Source organism: Devosia sp. 919, assembly GCF_013185965.1.
GTDB lineage: Bacteria > Pseudomonadota > Alphaproteobacteria > Rhizobiales > Devosiaceae > Devosia.
On sequence record NZ_JABAOL010000001.1, the window covers coordinates 2,905,675 to 2,922,142 of the forward strand.

General features: G+C 62.4%; 16 protein-coding genes. 11 read left to right on the top strand and 5 right to left on the bottom strand.

Annotated features, from left to right (window positions below; genetic code table 11):
* Nucleotides 1–125 precede the first annotated feature (125 nt).
* A complete protein-coding gene (locus HRQ64_RS14105) occupies nucleotides 126–524 on the top strand; it encodes a DUF2382 domain-containing protein (protein WP_172123742.1) in 399 nt (132 codons plus the stop codon).
* Nucleotides 525–1,541 (top strand): YsnF/AvaK domain-containing protein, encoded by a 1,017-nt coding sequence (locus tag HRQ64_RS14110; protein WP_172123744.1) that lies wholly within the window; start codon nucleotides 525–527, stop codon nucleotides 1,539–1,541. It begins immediately after the preceding gene.
* A gap of 103 nt (nucleotides 1,542–1,644) precedes the next feature.
* Here the strand turns inward: HRQ64_RS14110 and HRQ64_RS14115 are convergent, their stop codons facing one another.
* The gene (locus HRQ64_RS14115) at nucleotides 1,645–1,890 is read right to left on the bottom strand and encodes a hypothetical protein (RefSeq protein ID WP_127753673.1); all 246 of its coding nucleotides are present in this window, start codon (nucleotides 1,888–1,890) and stop codon (nucleotides 1,645–1,647) included.
* 301 nt (nucleotides 1,891–2,191) lie between these two features.
* Between HRQ64_RS14115 and clpS the strand changes: the two genes are divergently transcribed.
* The gene (gene clpS / locus HRQ64_RS14120; protein WP_127753674.1) at nucleotides 2,192–2,503 is read left to right on the top strand and encodes an ATP-dependent Clp protease adapter ClpS; all 312 of its coding nucleotides are present in this window, start codon (nucleotides 2,192–2,194) and stop codon (nucleotides 2,501–2,503) included.
* 2 nt (nucleotides 2,504–2,505) lie between these two features.
* On the top strand, nucleotides 2,506–2,787 hold the full coding sequence (locus HRQ64_RS14125) for a DUF2277 domain-containing protein (protein ID WP_127753675.1): 282 nt from the start codon (nucleotides 2,506–2,508) through the stop codon (nucleotides 2,785–2,787).
* On the opposite strand, the gene HRQ64_RS14130 is transcribed toward HRQ64_RS14125, so the two are convergent.
* On the bottom strand, nucleotides 2,784–3,698 hold the full coding sequence (locus HRQ64_RS14130; protein ID WP_127753676.1) for a flagellar motor protein MotB: 915 nt from the start codon (nucleotides 3,696–3,698) through the stop codon (nucleotides 2,784–2,786). The two genes, HRQ64_RS14125 and HRQ64_RS14130, sit on opposite strands and share 4 nt — an antisense overlap.
* A gap of 12 nt (nucleotides 3,699–3,710) precedes the next feature.
* Nucleotides 3,711–4,571: a flagellar motor stator protein MotA gene (motA, locus tag HRQ64_RS14135; RefSeq protein ID WP_127753677.1), complete on the bottom strand. Its 861-nt coding sequence runs from the start codon at nucleotides 4,569–4,571 to the stop codon at nucleotides 3,711–3,713.
* A gap of 474 nt (nucleotides 4,572–5,045) precedes the next feature.
* On the opposite strand from motA, the gene carB reads away from it, so the two are divergent.
* The 3 genes from carB (at nucleotide 5,046) to HRQ64_RS14150 (ending at nucleotide 10,166) form a co-directional block, all read left to right on the top strand.
* A complete protein-coding gene (gene carB / locus HRQ64_RS14140) occupies nucleotides 5,046–8,357 on the top strand; it encodes a carbamoyl-phosphate synthase large subunit (RefSeq protein WP_172123746.1) in 3,312 nt (1,103 codons plus the stop codon).
* A 75-nt stretch (nucleotides 8,358–8,432) separates the two neighbouring features.
* Nucleotides 8,433–9,200 carry an AAA family ATPase gene (locus tag HRQ64_RS14145; RefSeq protein ID WP_172123748.1) on the top strand — a complete coding sequence of 256 codons (768 nt, stop codon included), beginning with the start codon at nucleotides 8,433–8,435 and terminating at the stop codon, nucleotides 9,198–9,200.
* Nucleotides 9,201–9,377: 177 nt separating this feature from the next.
* Nucleotides 9,378–10,166 (top strand): phytanoyl-CoA dioxygenase family protein, encoded by a 789-nt coding sequence (locus tag HRQ64_RS14150; RefSeq protein WP_127753680.1) that lies wholly within the window; start codon nucleotides 9,378–9,380, stop codon nucleotides 10,164–10,166.
* Between the two features lie 40 nt (nucleotides 10,167–10,206).
* Here the strand turns inward: HRQ64_RS14150 and ltaE are convergent, their stop codons facing one another.
* Together ltaE and HRQ64_RS14160 are read right to left on the bottom strand one after the other, a co-directional pair.
* Complete coding sequence (ltaE, locus tag HRQ64_RS14155) at nucleotides 10,207–11,226, bottom strand: low-specificity L-threonine aldolase (protein ID WP_172123750.1); 1,020 nt, start codon at nucleotides 11,224–11,226, stop codon at nucleotides 10,207–10,209.
* A complete protein-coding gene (locus HRQ64_RS14160; protein WP_248307061.1) occupies nucleotides 11,223–12,173 on the bottom strand; it encodes a methyltransferase in 951 nt (316 codons plus the stop codon). Before HRQ64_RS14160 ends, ltaE begins: the two co-directional genes overlap by 4 nt.
* Before the next feature lie 467 nt (nucleotides 12,174–12,640).
* Here HRQ64_RS14160 and HRQ64_RS14165 point away from each other — a divergent pair, with 467 nt between their 5' ends.
* The 4 genes from HRQ64_RS14165 (at nucleotide 12,641) to HRQ64_RS14180 (ending at nucleotide 15,798) form a co-directional block, all read left to right on the top strand.
* Entirely contained in the window at nucleotides 12,641–12,850 is a 210-nt protein-coding gene (locus HRQ64_RS14165; RefSeq protein WP_127753682.1) for a cold-shock protein, read from the top strand.
* Between the two features lie 442 nt (nucleotides 12,851–13,292).
* The gene (greA, locus tag HRQ64_RS14170) at nucleotides 13,293–13,766 is read left to right on the top strand and encodes a transcription elongation factor GreA (protein ID WP_127753683.1); all 474 of its coding nucleotides are present in this window, start codon (nucleotides 13,293–13,295) and stop codon (nucleotides 13,764–13,766) included.
* A gap of 155 nt (nucleotides 13,767–13,921) precedes the next feature.
* On the top strand, nucleotides 13,922–14,872 hold the full coding sequence (trxB, locus tag HRQ64_RS14175) for a thioredoxin-disulfide reductase (protein ID WP_172123751.1): 951 nt from the start codon (nucleotides 13,922–13,924) through the stop codon (nucleotides 14,870–14,872).
* Nucleotides 14,873–14,901: 29 nt separating this feature from the next.
* Entirely contained in the window at nucleotides 14,902–15,798 is an 897-nt protein-coding gene (locus HRQ64_RS14180; protein WP_172123753.1) for a LysR family transcriptional regulator, read from the top strand.
* The last annotated feature ends 670 nt before the right edge of the window (nucleotides 15,799–16,468 follow it).

Here is a 16,468-nt window from a genome sequence, read left to right on the forward strand (position 1 = left end):
CTCGATCATCACTCTGACGTGGTGAAAGCCATGTTAACAAAACCGTGCCCGCCCGGCACTTCACAATTGGGAACCAAGCCTGAATCCGCCCGTTCCCTTGGCCTCGACACAGCGGCGGAACAGCAATGACAGACGCCCAAGATACCCTGCAGGTCGTTGACGAGTTTTCGACCATTCGTAAGCAGGACGTGGTCACCGGCAAGGTCCGGGTTAGCACCAAGACTGAGCTCGTGGAGGACGTGGTTTCGGCCATGCTCGACCGCCAGGATGTTGAAGTGACCCGCGTCCCGCGTGGGATCGAGATCACCGAGGCCCCCCCAATCCGCACCGAAGGGGATACCACCATCATCCCCGTGGTTGAGGAGGTTCTCGTGGTCGAAAAGCGCCTGGTGCTCAAGGAGGAGCTTCATCTGCGCCGTTCTGTATCGCGTGAGCACGTCGAATTACCGATCACCCTGCGCAAGCAGCACGCGGTGGTTGAAAGAAGTGAAACGGACCAACCCAACATCGAAGAGGAACAATAAATGAGCCAGTTTTCCGCAACCGGCGCCGAGCGCACGCTTTCGGCATTTTTTGACTCCCGCAGCGAAGCTGATCGCGCTGTCGAGCGGCTGATTGACGCGGGCATCTCGCGCGACAATGTTCGCCTTATGCCTGGCTACGAAAATGACGAACCCGTGCAGAATCGCGAAGAAACCCACCGCGGCTTCTTTGCCTCGCTGGCTGATTTCTTCATGCCCGACGAGGACCGCTACACCTATGCCGAGGGCCTGAGCCGCGGCGGTTATCTGGTGACGGTCAGCGATCTGGATTCAACGAACCACGATACCGCTCTCGACATCCTGGATGACGAAGGGGCCATCGATCTGGACGAGCGCGAGGAAAGCTGGCGCACGGAAGGCTGGACCGGTTACACGACCGATTATTCCGGCACTGCCCGCCGCGCCGCCGACTCCACCAACAGCTCCGGCGGCACTCTGGGTGCAGGCACCACCAGCGGCAGCACGCTGGGCGCGAGCGGCGTAGGCGCCACCACCACCTCTGACATTGCCGGCTCGACTGGCAGCGCGGGCTACGCCTCGGCCAGCCAGGGCCAGACAACCTCCACCTCGGGTGCCGGATATACCGATCGCACCACTTCCGAGTTCGGCACCGATGAAGTGATCCCGGTGGTTGAGGAAGAACTGCGCGTTGGCAAGCGCGACGTCAATCTGGGTCGGGTCCGCGTCCGCTCCTATGTTCGCGAGGAACCCGTCAGCGCCAATGTGAACCTGTATGAGGAGCGCGTGACCATCGAGCGTCGCCCCGTGGATCGTGCTTTGGGCGCCGGCGACGCCGCCTTCCAGGATCGCACCATCGAGGCCGAGGAGCACGCCGAAGAAGCTGTGGTCGACAAGCAGGCTCGCGTTACCGAGGAAATCTCCCTGCGCAAGGAGGGAGCCAGCCGCGAGGAAACCATCAGCGACACCGTGCGCAAGACCGAAGTGGAAGTCGAGGACGACCGCAATACCGGCCTCGGCGACCGCAAGACCAGCATCTAGCCCAGGGCTTGATGCCTATATCGGCCCCGCTCTTTGGAGCGGGGCTTTTTCATGCCTGCCGCTCTCCGGGCCGCTCCGCCACCGGCGGCAGCCCGGTAGTGGGTTAGCCCTGCGCGCGCGCCAGTGGATAACCTTCCGCATAATACAGATCACGAATATCGCTGCCTTCGAAGCGCTGCTCGTCGACTTCGAGCAACGAGCCGCGCAGCAATTCCGCTGGCATCTCTTCGATGGCGTAGCGTAGCGCCTCGGCGGCCGAAGTGAAGCGCTGGTAACGCACCTGGCGAGATTTGTAGAAGCTCTTGCTGGGGTAAAGTTCGGCCGCGGCATTGTAGTTGAAACTGGACATGGGCACCTGCCTGGGGATCAAGATGGACGGGCAGCACGGGCTCAAAAGCGGGGCGCTGCGGGGAGTCGCAAGTCTCGGGGATCGCCAAGCAACCGGCAGGACCGGGAGGATCAGGTAGCCAATTGGCCGAAAACATACCGCTCATATATGCTCTTCCGCAGGGCTAATTACAAGGCGGCGCCCTTGGCCGCGCCTTTGCCTTAGGTCTGCAGCCCTTGCCCAGCGCCCCTCCTGCTCTGCCAGCAGATGTGCTAGAATTTGGCGGCGCTCCAGGCACCATCACCACCAGGGAGGCTTGCTCATGGCTGGAACCAACACCGACTCAAAGCCTCGCGTCGAGACGCGCCAGAAAACTGCCCGCCCGCCCTTGCACAAGGTCATCCTCGTCAATGACGATTTCACGCCGCGCGAATTCGTCGTGCGGCTGCTCAAGGCCGAATTCCGCGTGCCCGAAGCTCAGGCCCTTGGCATCATGCTGACGGCCCACACCAAGGGGTCGTGCGTGGTTGCCGTGTTCACCAAGGAGATCGCCGAGGAAAAAGCCAACCGGGCCACCGAAACGGCGCGCAGCAAGGGCTACCCGCTGCTGTTCACCACCGAGCCGGAGGAATAAACATGTGCCGCAACATCAAGCCGCTGTTCAATTTCGAGCCGCCCGCGAGCGGCAACGAGATCCACGACGCCGCGCTCCAGTTCGTGCGCAAGGTCTCGGGCTTTACGGCACCATCAAAGGCTAACGAGGCCGCCTTCCATGAGGCCGTCGAAGCCATCGAGCGCAATCTGCGCCACCTACTGCAGTCGCTCGAAACCGCCGCCCCGCCCAAGGATCGGGAGATCGAAGCCGCCAAGGCGCGCGCTCGCAATCGCGAGCGCTACGGCAGCGCTTCAGCCAACTAGAAGCTTAAGCCGGCCGGCACCGGCGGGGCTTGGTTGAGCACGACGATTTTGATCCGCTCATTGGCTGCCTGATAGGGGTCGTTGGGAAAGAACGGATCGGCACTCGCCCTGCCGCTCACAGCGCTCACCCGGTCATCGGAGAGCCCGAACTCGCCCAACAGCCCCCGCACCACATTGGCCCGATCGCTCGAAAGCTCCCAGGAGCCATAGCGCGGATTGACATATGTGCCACCCGCCGCCGTGTGGCCCGAGATCGTGATCTGGCTCGAAAGCTTCTGCAAAATCGGCCCTAGCGCAGCAATCGCCTGGCGCGCCGGCTCGGTGGGGTATTTCGATCCTTCGGGGAACATGGGCGTCCCTTCCTGGTCGATGATCTGGATGTCGAGGCCGTCCTCGGTCGCTTCCACCAGCAGATTATCGGCGATCTCCGTGATATCGGGCAGCGCCTGCCAGGCCTGGCGGATGCTGGCCGCAGCGCTGTGAAAGGCCTGGACTGTGTTCAAGTCCTTGGGCGCAACGCCAGTGGTAGTTTCGGTTGCGCCGGTCTCGCCCTTGATCCCCTCGGTTCCCGCTTCCTGGCTGCCCGCGCGCGTGCTTGCGGGGGAAGTAGCCGCCTCCTGCTGGTCCTTGAGCGAAGTGCCGGCCATCTTGGCGCCAGCGGCGTCAAGCGCCGTGCCCCCCAGTAAGCCCCCCGCCCCGCTCGTCGTCGGCGCAATGCTCGGCGGGGCGAAATAATCCGCCAGGCCTTCCTTCTGCTCCGGCGTCGTCATGCTGATCAGCCAGAGCAGCAAGAAGAACGCCATCATGGCCGTCACGAAATCGGCATAGGCGATCTTCCAAGCCCCGCCATGATGGGCGTGGGCCGCCTTCTTGACCTTCTTGATGATGATGGGCTGATTATACTGGGCCATGGCGTTCTACTCTTATGCCGCGGCCAGGTTTGCCGTTGCCGCATCGACCTCTTCAAAACTCGGGCGGTCTTCCGACAGCAGCGCCTTGCGCGCAAATTCGATCGCCATCACCGGCACCTGCCCCGATATATGGGCGAGCAGGCCGACCTTGAGCGACAGGAAGTATTTCGATTCCGCCTGGTAGATATTGTTGAGCGACTGGGCGAAGGGCGCAAAGAACCCATAGGCGACGAACACGCCAAAGAACGTGCCCACCAGCGCGCCGCCGATCATGTGGCCCAAAACTTCGGGCGGCTCGCTGATCGCGCCCATCGTGTGGATCACGCCCAGCACCGCCGCCACGATCCCGAGCGCCGGCGTACCATCGGCCAGCGCCTGCATGGCGCCCACGATCCGATATTGCTCCTGATGGTGGGTCTCCAGCTCCTCATCCATCAGGGCTTCCATCTCATGGACATTATTGGACCCGAGCGTCACCATGCGCAGATAGTCGCACACGAACTCCACCGCATGGTGGTTGTTGGCAAAGGTCGGGAAACGCTTGAACAGCTCCGATTCATGCGGGTTTTCGATATGCGGCTCGAGCGCCAGGATGCCCTTGGCCTGCACCAGCTTGAACAGCGTGAACTGCATGCCCAGCAGCTCGACATAAGCGGCCTTGTTGTATTTTGGGCCTTTGAACAGCGTCGCAAAAGCCCCCAGCGTGCCCTTGATCACCGGCCCGGTATTGCCGATCACGAAGGCCCCGATCGCGGCCCCCAGGATGATGATGAATTCAAACGGCTGCCACAACACCGCAAAATGTCCGCCCACGCCGGCATAGCCGCCCATGACGCAGCCGACCACGATCAGAATACCGACAAGAAGGCGCATGCAGCATACACTCGCTTTGAAGGCCGCCCTCGCGCCGCGAACTTTGCCGCTGCTGCCGGATCTGCCCACTTGAACTCACGGGCGCCGCGATCCTGGCTCCCCAGCCGCACTATTGGCCAAGTCCACTTAACATGCCGTGTATTTGCCGCATTTGCGCAACACCGCAGCCAAACCCCAGCGGCAGCGCAGTTTTTACCAGGCCCGGGCAAGGCGCCCCGCGTCAGTTCCCCGCGTTATGCAGAGCTGCCACCCCCTTCCCTTTCCCCACCATCTCGGCTAGACAGCCCACCTAACCACCATGTCTGGAATCTGACCCCGCGCGCGCAGCGCTGCCGCCGCGCGAGTTTGCCACGAGACAGGTGCTGTCCGGGCGATTCCCTCCTTCTCGCCGGGCTCTCGGAGCGTTGCCGAAAAAGTGGTTCTCACTTTTGCTCGGCAGCGCGCCACTACGACGTGAACAGTTGAGCGAGCACCATGCCAAAACGTACCGATATCAAATCGATCCTCATCATCGGTGCCGGCCCGATCATCATCGGCCAGGCCTGCGAGTTCGACTATTCAGGCACCCAGGCCTGCAAGGCGCTCAAGGAAGAGGGCTACCGGATCATCCTGGTCAACTCCAATCCGGCCACGATCATGACCGACCCGGATTTGGCTGACGCGACCTATATGGAGCCGATCACCCCCGAAGTGGTCGCCAAGATCATCGAAAAAGAGCGCCCCGATGCGCTCCTGCCCACCATGGGCGGCCAGACCGCCCTCAATTGCGCGCTCTCGCTGCGCAAGATGGGCGTGCTCGAAAAGTTCGGCGTCGAGATGATCGGCGCCACCGCCGAGGCCATCGACAAGGCCGAGGACCGTGAACTCTTCCGCGACGCCATGAAGAAAATCGGGCTCGAAACCCCGCGCTCCATGCTGGCGCACAACACCATCGAAGCGTTGCAGGCGCTCGAAGTGATTGGCCTTCCCGCCATCATCCGCCCGTCCTTTACCCTGGGCGGCACCGGTGGCGGCATTGCTTATAACCGCGAAGAATATCTCGCCATCGTCGAGTCCGGCGTCGACGCCTCGCCCACCAACGAAGTGTTGGTCGAAGAATCGGTGCTCGGCTGGAAAGAATACGAGATGGAGGTTGTCCGCGACAAAAAGGACAACTGCATCATCATCTGCTCGATCGAGAACATCGATCCCATGGGCGTGCATACCGGCGACTCCATCACCGTCGCCCCGGCCCTGACCCTGACCGACAAGGAATACCAGATCATGCGCGACGCCTCGCTGGCGGTGCTGCGCGAGATCGGTGTGGAAACCGGCGGCTCCAACGTTCAGTTCGGCATCAACCCGGCTGACGGCCGCATGGTTGTCATCGAGATGAACCCGCGCGTGTCGCGCTCCTCCGCCCTCGCCTCCAAGGCGACCGGCTTCCCCATTGCCAAGGTCGCGGCGCGCCTCGCCGTCGGCTACACGCTCGATGAGCTCGACAACGACATCACCGGCGGCGCGACCCCGGCGTCCTTTGAGCCCACCATCGACTATGTCGTCACCAAGATCCCGCGCTTTGCCTTTGAGAAATTCCCCGGCGCCGACAACCGCCTGACCACCTCGATGAAGTCGGTTGGCGAGGCCATGGCCATCGGCCGCACCTTCCAGGAATCGCTGCAAAAGGCGCTGCGCTCGCTCGAAACCGGCCTCACGGGCCTCAACGAGATCGGCATTCCCGGTCTTGGCGAAGGCGAAGACAAGAACGCCATCAAGGCCGCTCTCGGCACGCCAACGCCCAACCGGCTCCTCCATGTCGCCGAAGCCATGCGCCTTGGCACCAGCCTTGAGGACATTCACGCCGCCTGCAAGATCGATCCCTGGTTCCTCGAGCAGATGCAGGGGATCGTGGATACCGAAGCCAAGGTCAAGCAGTTCGGCCTGCCCAAGGACGCTGCGACCCTGCGCTCGCTCAAGGCCATGGGCTTTTCCGATGCGCGGCTCGCTCAACTCGCCGGCGTAAAAACCACGGACGTGCGCAAGCTGCGCCAGTCACTTGCCGTGCGCCCGGTCTACAAGCGCATCGACACTTCGGCCGCCGAGTTCGCCTCCCCAACCGCCTATATGTACTCGACCTATGAGGCACCCTTTGCCGGCGAGCCCGCCGACGAAGCCCGTCCCACCGACCGCAAGAAGGTCGTCATCCTTGGCGGCGGTCCCAACCGCATCGGCCAAGGCATCGAGTTCGATTATTGCTGCTGCCATGCCGCCTTCGCGCTCGGTGAGGCCGGCTACGAGACCATCATGGTCAACTGCAATCCCGAAACCGTCTCGACCGACTACGACACCTCCGACCGGCTCTATTTCGAGCCGCTGACCGAAGAAGACGTCATCGAGATCCTGCTCACCGAAAAGCAGAACGGCACGCTCCATGGCGTGATCGTGCAGTTCGGCGGCCAGACCCCGCTCAACCTCGCTGAAGCCGTGCTCAAGGCTGGCGTACCCATTCTCGGCACCCAGCCCGACGCCATCGATCTGGCCGAAGACCGCGACCTCTTCTCCAAACTCCTCAACAAGCTCGAATTGACTCAACCCAAGAACGGCATCGCCTATAGCCTTGAACAGGCTCGCCTTGTTGCCGAGCGCCTGGGCTACCCGCTGGTGATCCGCCCTTCCTATGTGCTGGGCGGCCGCGCCATGGCGATCGTCCATTCCGCCAGCGAATTCGAGCGCTATGTGCAGGATACCCTGACCGGTCTTGTGCCGCCCGATATCCTGCAGCGCTACCCCAATGACCGCACCGGCCAGATCAACTCGGTGCTGTCCGACAACCCGCTGCTGTTTGATGCCTACCTGTCCGGCGCCACCGAAATCGACGTCGACGCCCTTTGCGATGGCAAGGATGTCTTTGTTGCCGGCATCATGGAGCACATCGAGGAAGCGGGCATCCACTCGGGCGACTCCGCCTGCTCGCTGCCGCCGCAAAATCTCTCCCCCGAGATCATGGACGAGCTCAAGCGGCAGACCCGCGAACTCGCCTTTGCCCTCAAGGTGGGCGGCCTGATGAACGTGCAATATGCCCTCAAGGACGGTGTCATCTACCTCCTCGAAGTCAATCCGCGCGCCTCTCGCACCGTGCCCTTCGTGGCCAAGGTGATCGGCCAGCCCATTGCCAAGATCGCCTCGCGCATCATGGCCGGTGAAAGCCTGGCGAGCTTCAATCTCCAGGAAAAGACCTTCAAGCACATCGCCGTCAAGGAAGCCGTGTTCCCCTTCAGCCGCTTCCCGGGCGTCGATACCGTGCTCGGGCCGGAGATGAAGTCGACCGGCGAAGTGATTGGCCTCGACTACGATTTCGCCATGGCTTTCGCCAAGTCGCAGATGGGTGCGGGCTCCAAGGTCCCCACCAGCGGCGCCGCCTTCATCTCGGTGCGCGATGACGACAAGGAGTTGATCATCGACACCGCCCGCCATCTCGAGCAGGCTGGCTTCACTATCCTCGCTACCGGCGGCACCCAGCGCTATCTGGTGGAAAACGGCATTGCCGCCACCAAGATCAACAAGGTGCTCGAAGGGCGCCCGCATATTGTGGATCTGATGAAGAATGGCGGCGTGCAGCTGGTGATCAACACCACGGATGGCATGAAGTCGATCTCCGACAGCCGCGACATCCGCCGCACCGCGCTTTATGCCAAGATCCCCTATTACACCACGATCGATGGGGCGATGGCGGCCGTGCAGGGTATCCTCGCTTATCGCGACGGCAACCTTCAGGTCCGCCCGCTGCAGGACTACTTCGCCCACTAAATCGGCTGGGAGCCAAAGTTTCGCCATCTGGCGAAGCTTTCCTGCCCATCCAACCAAAGCTCAAGGGAGGCGGTCTTGGCCCGTCAAAGCCGGCAAACCCGCCTCCCCGCTCCCTTCCTCAAGCGCTTGTGGCGACTCCCCGATTGGGGTACCCACTCCGGCTATCCCTTCAACCTCCCCTGGTTGCAGGATCCCGACTGGAGCCTTGAGTTCACCACTCCCATCACCATCATCGTGGGCGAAAACGGCACCGGCAAATCCACCCTCGTGGAAGCCATCGCGGCCCTCAGCGGCTATGATGAAGCGGGCGGCGGCAAGGGCTATATGCCGGTCGACCATTCCAGCGCCCTCGACCGCAGCGGCGCCCTCCTCACCGACGTGCTGCGCGCCTCCTGGCTCCCCAAGGTCACCAATGGCTGGTTCTTTCGCGCCGAGTCGTTTTATTCCGTCGCCCGCTATCTCGATGCCGCAGCCATCGACGCCGGTGGCGCAGCCCCGGACTACCTGTCGCAAAGCCATGGCGAGGGCTTTGTTGATTTCTTTGAAAGCCGCATGACCCGCCAGGGCATCTATTTCCTCGACGAACCTGAAAGCGCCCTCTCGCCCCAGCGCCAGCGCGAACTGCTGCGCCTGCTCCATCGCCTGGGCCAGAACGCCACCGCCCAGATCATCATGGCCACCCACTCGCCCCTGCTGATGGCGCTCCCCGGCGCCACCCTCCTCGAAATCACCCGCGACGGCCTTGCCCCGGTGCGGCTCGCCGATACCCGCCACTTCCGGCTTTACCGTGATTTCACCGCCGACCCCAAGGGTTGGATCGCCGAAGTGCTCGAAGACCTCTAGCCTGGCGCCCGCTTGCACTCGGCGCCGCTTTTGCTATCCTTGGCTCACCATGATGATGATCCTGTCCAACAAGTTCGCCGTGTTCCTGCGCGCCTGATCGGCGCCTCCTGAGGCACACACTGGCGGCCCAGCCGCCTCCAGGCCGCCGTGCGGCCACGCGAACTCATGGACATCTCAATGCCCGAAACTTCCAACGCGCTCACACCAGCGCAGATCACGGCTTTCATCACCGACGGCTTTGTGCGGATCGATAATGCCTTTCCCGCCGACCTCGCCGCCGGGGCCCGAGCCATCCTCTGGGCCGCCACCGGCTGCAATCCCGATGATCCCGCTACCTGGACCAAACCGGTAATCCGGCTCGGCGAGTTCTCCCAGCCGCCGTTCCGCGAAGCCGTCAACACGCCAACACTGAGGGCCGCCTATAACCAGCTCGTCGGCCCCGGTCGCTGGTTGCCACGGGGCGGCCTCGGCACCTTCCCGGTCCGCTTCCCCAATCCCCAGGATGAGGGCGACACCGGCTGGCACATCGATGCGAGCTTTGGCGACGACAACCCGGACTTCCTCGAATGGCGCGCCAACATCAACTCGCGCGGCCGTGCGCTCTTGATGTTGTTCCTGTTCTCCGATGTCGGGGCGGACGATGCCCCCACCCGCATTCGCCCGGGCTCGCATCTCGAAGTCGCCCGTTATCTGGCTCCGGCTGGGGAAGACGGACGCAGCTTGCGCGACATGCTGACGGACCGGCCTGACTGGTTCGACACCGGTCGCGAGGCCCTCGCCACAGGTCCCGCGGGCACGGTTTATCTGTGCCACCCGTTCCTCGTCCACGCCGCCCAGATCCACCGCGGCAAAACGGTCAAGTTCATGGCCCAGCCGCCACTCCTGCCCGCCGAACCCCTCCAGCTCGAGCGGGCAGACAACAACTACTCCCCGGTGGAAAGGGCCATCCGCCTGGCCCTGGGGTGAAAATCAAAGGGGCGGCGGCTTGTGCTCCCGCCCCTACGTCTCAGCCCCCGAAAAACTCGCGCACCCCCGCCAAAGCGCCGTCCACGGCTTCGTCGTCGATATCCAGATGCGTCACCCAGCGCTGCTGCCCATATTGCCCACCGACCGCAATGCCGCGCTCCCCCAGGAACTGCGTCATCGCCTTTTCGAGCTCGGCATCAGCCTTCACGAAGACGATATTGGTGTCCGGCATCGGCACACTGAGGTCCGCAAAACTCGCAAGCCCCTCTGCCAGCTGCTTGGCCCGGCGATGATCCTCGGCCAGCCGCTCCACATTGTGCTCCAGCGCATAAAGCCCCGCCGCCGCTAGAATGCCGGCCTGCCGCATCCCGCCGCCCAGCATCTTGCGATTGCGCCGCGCTTTCTCGATCAGCGTGCCGGTTCCCACCAGCACTGACCCAACCGGCGTGCCCAACCCTTTGGACAGGCAAATCGACACCGTATCGAACGGTGCGGCAAACTCCGAGATCTCGATCCCCAGCGCCACGCAGGCATTGAACGCCCGCGCGCCATCAAGATGTAACCCCAGCTCGCGCTCGCGCGCCAGCTCGGCCACCTCATCCATATAAGCGAGCGGCAGCACCCGGCCGCCAAAGGTGTTTTCGAGCGCAATCACCCGGGTGCGGGCAAAATGCATGTCGTCAGTCTTGATGGCTGCCGCGATGTCATGGAGCGCCATCGTCCCATCAGGCTGGTGGGCAATGGGCTGGGGCTGGATCGAGCCCAGCACGGCCGCCCCGCCCGCTTCGAACATGTAGCAATGCGCGTTTTGCCCCGCGATGAACTCGTCGCCGCGCCCGCAATGGCTCATCAAGGCAAGCAGGTTAGACATTGTCCCCGACGGCACGAACAGCGCCGCTTCCTTGCCCAGCAGCGCTGCCATCCGCTGCTCGAGGTGCTGCACGGTCGGGTCATCGCCATAAACATCGTCCCCCACTTCCGCCGCCGCCATCGCCGCCCTCATACCGGGGGAAGGACGGGTCACCGTGTCGGAGCGGAAATCATAACGCAGCGTATTCATGCTTCATCCTCAAGCTGGGCCGGATCGGGCTTTTGCGCCACCACCAGCATACCGGCAATTGGCGCGCCGCGGTCTTGGCGCAGAGTCGCGGTCTCAAACTGACACACATGCAGGCCCGCATCGGCAAGGGCCACCCGCGTTGCCGCAACCCCATGCGCATAGCGGAGCGACGGGCGCAAGAACATCGGCTCCTCGCCCTCATGCGCCTCGAGCGAAAAGGCCAGCAGCCCACCCGGCTTGAGTGCTCCCACCATGGCGTTGAGCACCGGGGGCAGCGCGCCGCAATAAATCAGCACATCGGCCGCGGTGATCAGATCGGCCTCGATTGGCCGGCGCTGGAGGAACCGGACAAGCTCGTCCTTTTCCAGCTGATCATAAATGTTCTTGCGCCGGGCTGTCGCGACCATGGCAGCGGAAAGATCGACCCCGTCGAGCCGCTCGACCTTGCCTCGCAGCCGCTCGCCCATCAGGCCCGTGCCACAGCCAAGGTCCAGCGCCAGGGTCCAGCGCCCGATCCCCTGCCGCGCCATCTCCTGCTCGATCATTGCATCGAGCAGTTCGGGCACCTGGTAGCCAAGCTTGCCCACCAGCGACGCCTCGAACCGCGGCGCATATTGATCAAACAGCGCTTCCACATAGCTCACTGCCGTCCCCGCGGCTGCGACCGCGGCACCATGGGCCGAAAGCTTGAGGGCGGTGCCGAACACCCCCTCGTCGTCCAGCGCTTCGAGGTGCCGCCAGGCCGAAATGGCCCCGCTCACATCGCCCGCCTTCTCGCAGTAGGTGCCCAGCAGGTCCCAGCCCCCGGCCCAATCGGGCGCCAGTTCCAGGGTTTGCGCCATCACCTCTGCAGCTGCGTGGTGATCGCCTTCTTCGGATAGGAGTCGTGCGAAACCGGCACGTCGGTCGGCGATCATGTCGCCCGAACTCTGGAACGCCTTGGTCAAGCGTATACGATCTCTGAATGGAGGTGATGGAGGGCGGATGTGACGGATTTCTTGACGAAAAGCAAGAACACGCTTTGCGCAAAAGGGTTACATTGGGATGCATTTGAGCTAACATCTTTTCATCGCCTGCAGCTTTTTGCTGCTGTCGAGCATTGGGTCCCTTACGGAGCCGTCTTCAGTTCCCGCCTTGGCAGCGCGCAAGTCTATGCCAAGCACTAGAGCCATGTTGCTCTTGCCCTAGCCAAAACGAATGTTTGGCCGGGTGCTTCGGCACGATCATTCGCTGTATTGAACCCCCCATTGTTTAGAGCTAAGCTCCCCTCATCGAATAAAGCGGCCGACTGATCTGATCATGCGAATACCATTCGCTCCTGCTGACGTCATTATCCGACAATTCGATTCAACCAAGTCTTGGTCGCTGTGACCAAGGCCGCCTACAGCAGCGACTGCACGAGGGAACGCGCATCATGGCAACTGGCACCGTAAAGTGGTTCAACGGTCAAAAGGGCTACGGCTTCATCCAGCCCGACGAAGGCGGGACCGATGTCTTCGTCCATATCTCGGCGGTTCAGCGCTCCGGCCTGAACGGTCTGGATGAGGGCCAGAAGATTACCTACGAGATCGTCAAGGACAAACGCACCGGCAAATCCGCCGCCGACAATCTCGTCGCCTCCTGACCTCAACAATCCCCCAACCGATAGGAAGCGCATCCCACCGGATGCGCTTTTTTGTTGCGGCTTTGCGCTGAGACCCAAACCCAACAGCCGCCATCCCTGGGCGCTGGGCTTTTGCCGACGGGCGCAACCCCTCGCTTATCCGCACCTTCCCCGAGCGGCGCGCGCGAATGCTAGCCGGCAGCGCGACGCCCAGGTGCAAACAGCCCAATAATGACGGAAGAACATCGTGTTGCGGAAAGACGGCGCATTGGCAAACCTCCTCTTGACACCAGGGCGGAGCTTGAACGCACGTGTGGACACCCCATGTTCTTGAGCGTCACCCGCTTGACCGCAACGCGTCTGGCGGGCAATTTGAACCATCTTCCCCGAAAACTAGTCGTGAAGCGGATGCCGAACGGGTTTTGGCTGGAAGACACCTGCATTTGCCCTGGAGGCGATACGAATGGACAAGATCCCGATGACGGTGGCTGGTCACAAGGCCCTCACCGTTGAATATGAGCACCGCACTGCCAATGAGCGCCGTCGCATCATCGACGCCATCTCCGAAGCGCGCGCCCATGGCGATCTCTCCGAAAATGCCGAATATTCGGCTGCCAAGGAACAGCAGAGCCTGAACGAAGGGCGTATCCAGGAGCTTGAATCGATCCTGGCGCTGGCCGACATCATCGATGTCTCCAAGCTCTCGGGCTCCACCGTCAAGTTTGGTGCCACCGTCACCTATGTCGACGAGGACACCGAAGAGGAAAAGACCTATCAGATCGTGGGCGATCCAGAGGCCGATGCCTCGGGTGGCCGCATCTCCATTTCCTCGCCCATCGCCAAGGCGATGATCGGCAAATCCGTCGGCGATTCGTTTGAAGTGGCGGCCCCTGGTGGCTCGCGCTCCTATGAAATCCTGAAAATCCGCTACAGCTAAGCCTGTTTAGCGAGCAAAGGCTGGTGCAGGCTGTGCTTTTTCGGTGCACAGCCCCAGCTGAATTGCCCCCGCCGTGTTGGCGGCCTTGAAACCGCCCGCACTTCGGCCTTTAACTGAGGCCAAGGGAGGCCTCGTACTCTGGGGAGAGCGTTGCGATGCACGCTAAAGTCATCATCATCGGTTCGGGTCCGGCCGGCTACACCGCTGCAATCTACGCGGCGCGCGCCATGCTGGAGCCCGTGATGATCCAGGGCATCCAGCCCGGTGGCCAGCTCACCATCACCACTGATGTTGAAAACTATCCCGGCTTTGCCGACGTCATCCAGGGCCCCTGGCTCATGGACCAGATGCGCGCGCAGGCCGAGCATGTCGGCACGCGCATCGTCAACGACGTGATCACCTCCGTCGATTTCGACCGCCGCCCCTTTGTGCTCCACAGCGACAGCGGCACGACCTACACCGCCGACAGCGTCATCATCTGCACCGGCGCCCAAGCCAAGTGGCTCGGCTTGCCCTCCGAGCAGAAATTCCAGGGCTTTGGCGTTTCCGCCTGCGCCACCTGCGATGGCTTTTTCTATCGCAACAAGGAAGTGGTCGTAGTCGGGGGTGGCAACACCGCAGTCGAGGAAGCGCTCTTCCTCACCAACTTCGCCTCCAAGGTCATTCTCGTGCATCGCCGCAGCGAGTTCCGGGCCGAGCGCATCCTGCAGGATCGCTTGTTCAAGAACCCCAAGATCGAAGTACGCTGGAACACCGAGATCGACGAAGTCCATGGCAGCGCCATGCCCCCTTCGGTCAACGCGGTGACCCTGCGCGACCTCAAGACCGGCCGCACCTATTCCCAGCCGATCGACGGCGTGTTCGTCGCCATCGGCCATTCGCCCGCGACCTCGATCTTTGCCGGCAAGCTCGACATGAAGCCGGGCGGCTATCTGCAGGTCCAGCCCGGCACGACCCAGACCAACATCCCCGGCGTGTTTGCCGCCGGCGATGTCACCGACGACGTTTATCGCCAGGCCATCACTGCAGCGGGGATGGGCTGCATGGCCGCGCTCGATGCCGAACGGTTCCTGGCCGAACACGAACTCGCCGAAGCGGCGGAGTAGACCACCCACTAAGAAGAAAGCACTGTGTAATGCTCGACTGGGACAAGCTCCGGATTTTTCATACCGCCGCAGAGTCGGGCAGTTTTACCCACGCCGCCGAAAAACTGGGAATGAGCCAATCGGCCGTCAGCCGCCAGATTTCGGCCCTCGAAGACGATCTTGGGCTTAAACTCTTTATCCGCCATGCCCGCGGCCTCGTGCTGACCGAAGTCGGCGAGCAGCTGTTCCGCACCGCCCACCGCATGCACTGGGAACTCCAGCAGGTGGAAACCCAGATGTCCGAATCCCAGGACGAGCCCACCGGCCCGCTGATCGTCACCACCACCGTGGGCATCGGCTCCACCTGGCTGTCCTCGCGCATCAACGAGTTCATCCGCCTGTATCCGCTGATCCAGCTCGAGATCCGTCTAAACGACGCCGAGCTCGATCTGGCCATGCGCGAAGCCGACGTCGCCATTCGCCTGCATCGTCCCAATCAGTCCGAGATGATCCAGCGCAAGCTGTTCACCGTGCATAACCACTTCTATGCCACGCCTGAGTATCTGAGCGAATTCGGCACCCCTAACAGCCCCGAGCAGCTCGACGATCACCGCATCATCAGCTTCGGCGAGCCCGTGCCGTCCTACCTGCCCGAACTCAACTTCCTCGAGCGCATGGGCCGCAGCGATTCCAGCCCGCGCCGTGCGGTGCTCAAGGTCAATTCGATCTACGGGATGCTCCAGGCTTGCCAGGCCAGCATCGGCATCGCCATGCTGCCTGACTATGTCACCGAGCAGGAAGACGGCGGCCTCGTCCAGGTTTTGCCCGAAATCGAGCTACCGGCCTATGAAGCATACTTTGTTTACCCTCCCGCGCTGAAGAACTCCAAGCGCGTTGGCGTCTTCCGCGACTTCATCGTCGGCAAAGCGCGCGAGTGGAGCTTTTAGCGGGCGAACGCGTTCACTGTCGGATGCGCCTTCCAAATACCCATCGCTGGGCGGACCTGCCCCGCCAGCGACACGGTCTGGGCCCCTACCCATCTAACGCCCTGTCAGTCCCAAATATTCCCGCGGAATGACGCTGCGCGCCCAGCGCAACAATCGCGAATCTTTCTGCAGCACGCCGGGCGCTTCCGGCTCCAATACCCACAATTGTGATCGTGTAGCGCCTGCATGTGGCGCATGGCTGGCATGACCCATAGCGCATTGCTGGCGGGCCGGCTCTCCCTCATATTGAACCTGTCGCTGAGGCGCCCTCCGAATCCTCCTCCCTCGGACCCCGCATCGCGACGCCGGATTTGGATCGATTCTCCTCCCTCGATCCCGGTCCATCGGTGAAGCGCTTTCCTCCTCCCTTGCGCTTCGCCATCACTATCGATTTGGCTTCGGCCCTATCATCAGCCCCATCTTCGGATGGGGCTTTTTTTTCGCCTGTTCCGGCGGGTTGCAACGCCGAGCAATGCGCCTGCTTATTTAGTGGACACATTGTCGCTGTGCCTAACGCATAGCTCCTATTCGCTCTTCCGCGTTGCACTAACTGATCGGGCTATCTATATACGTCCTTGTCGCTGCGACGCCGTCCGTTTCCTCCTCCCTCGGACCTGCGTTGCCCGACACC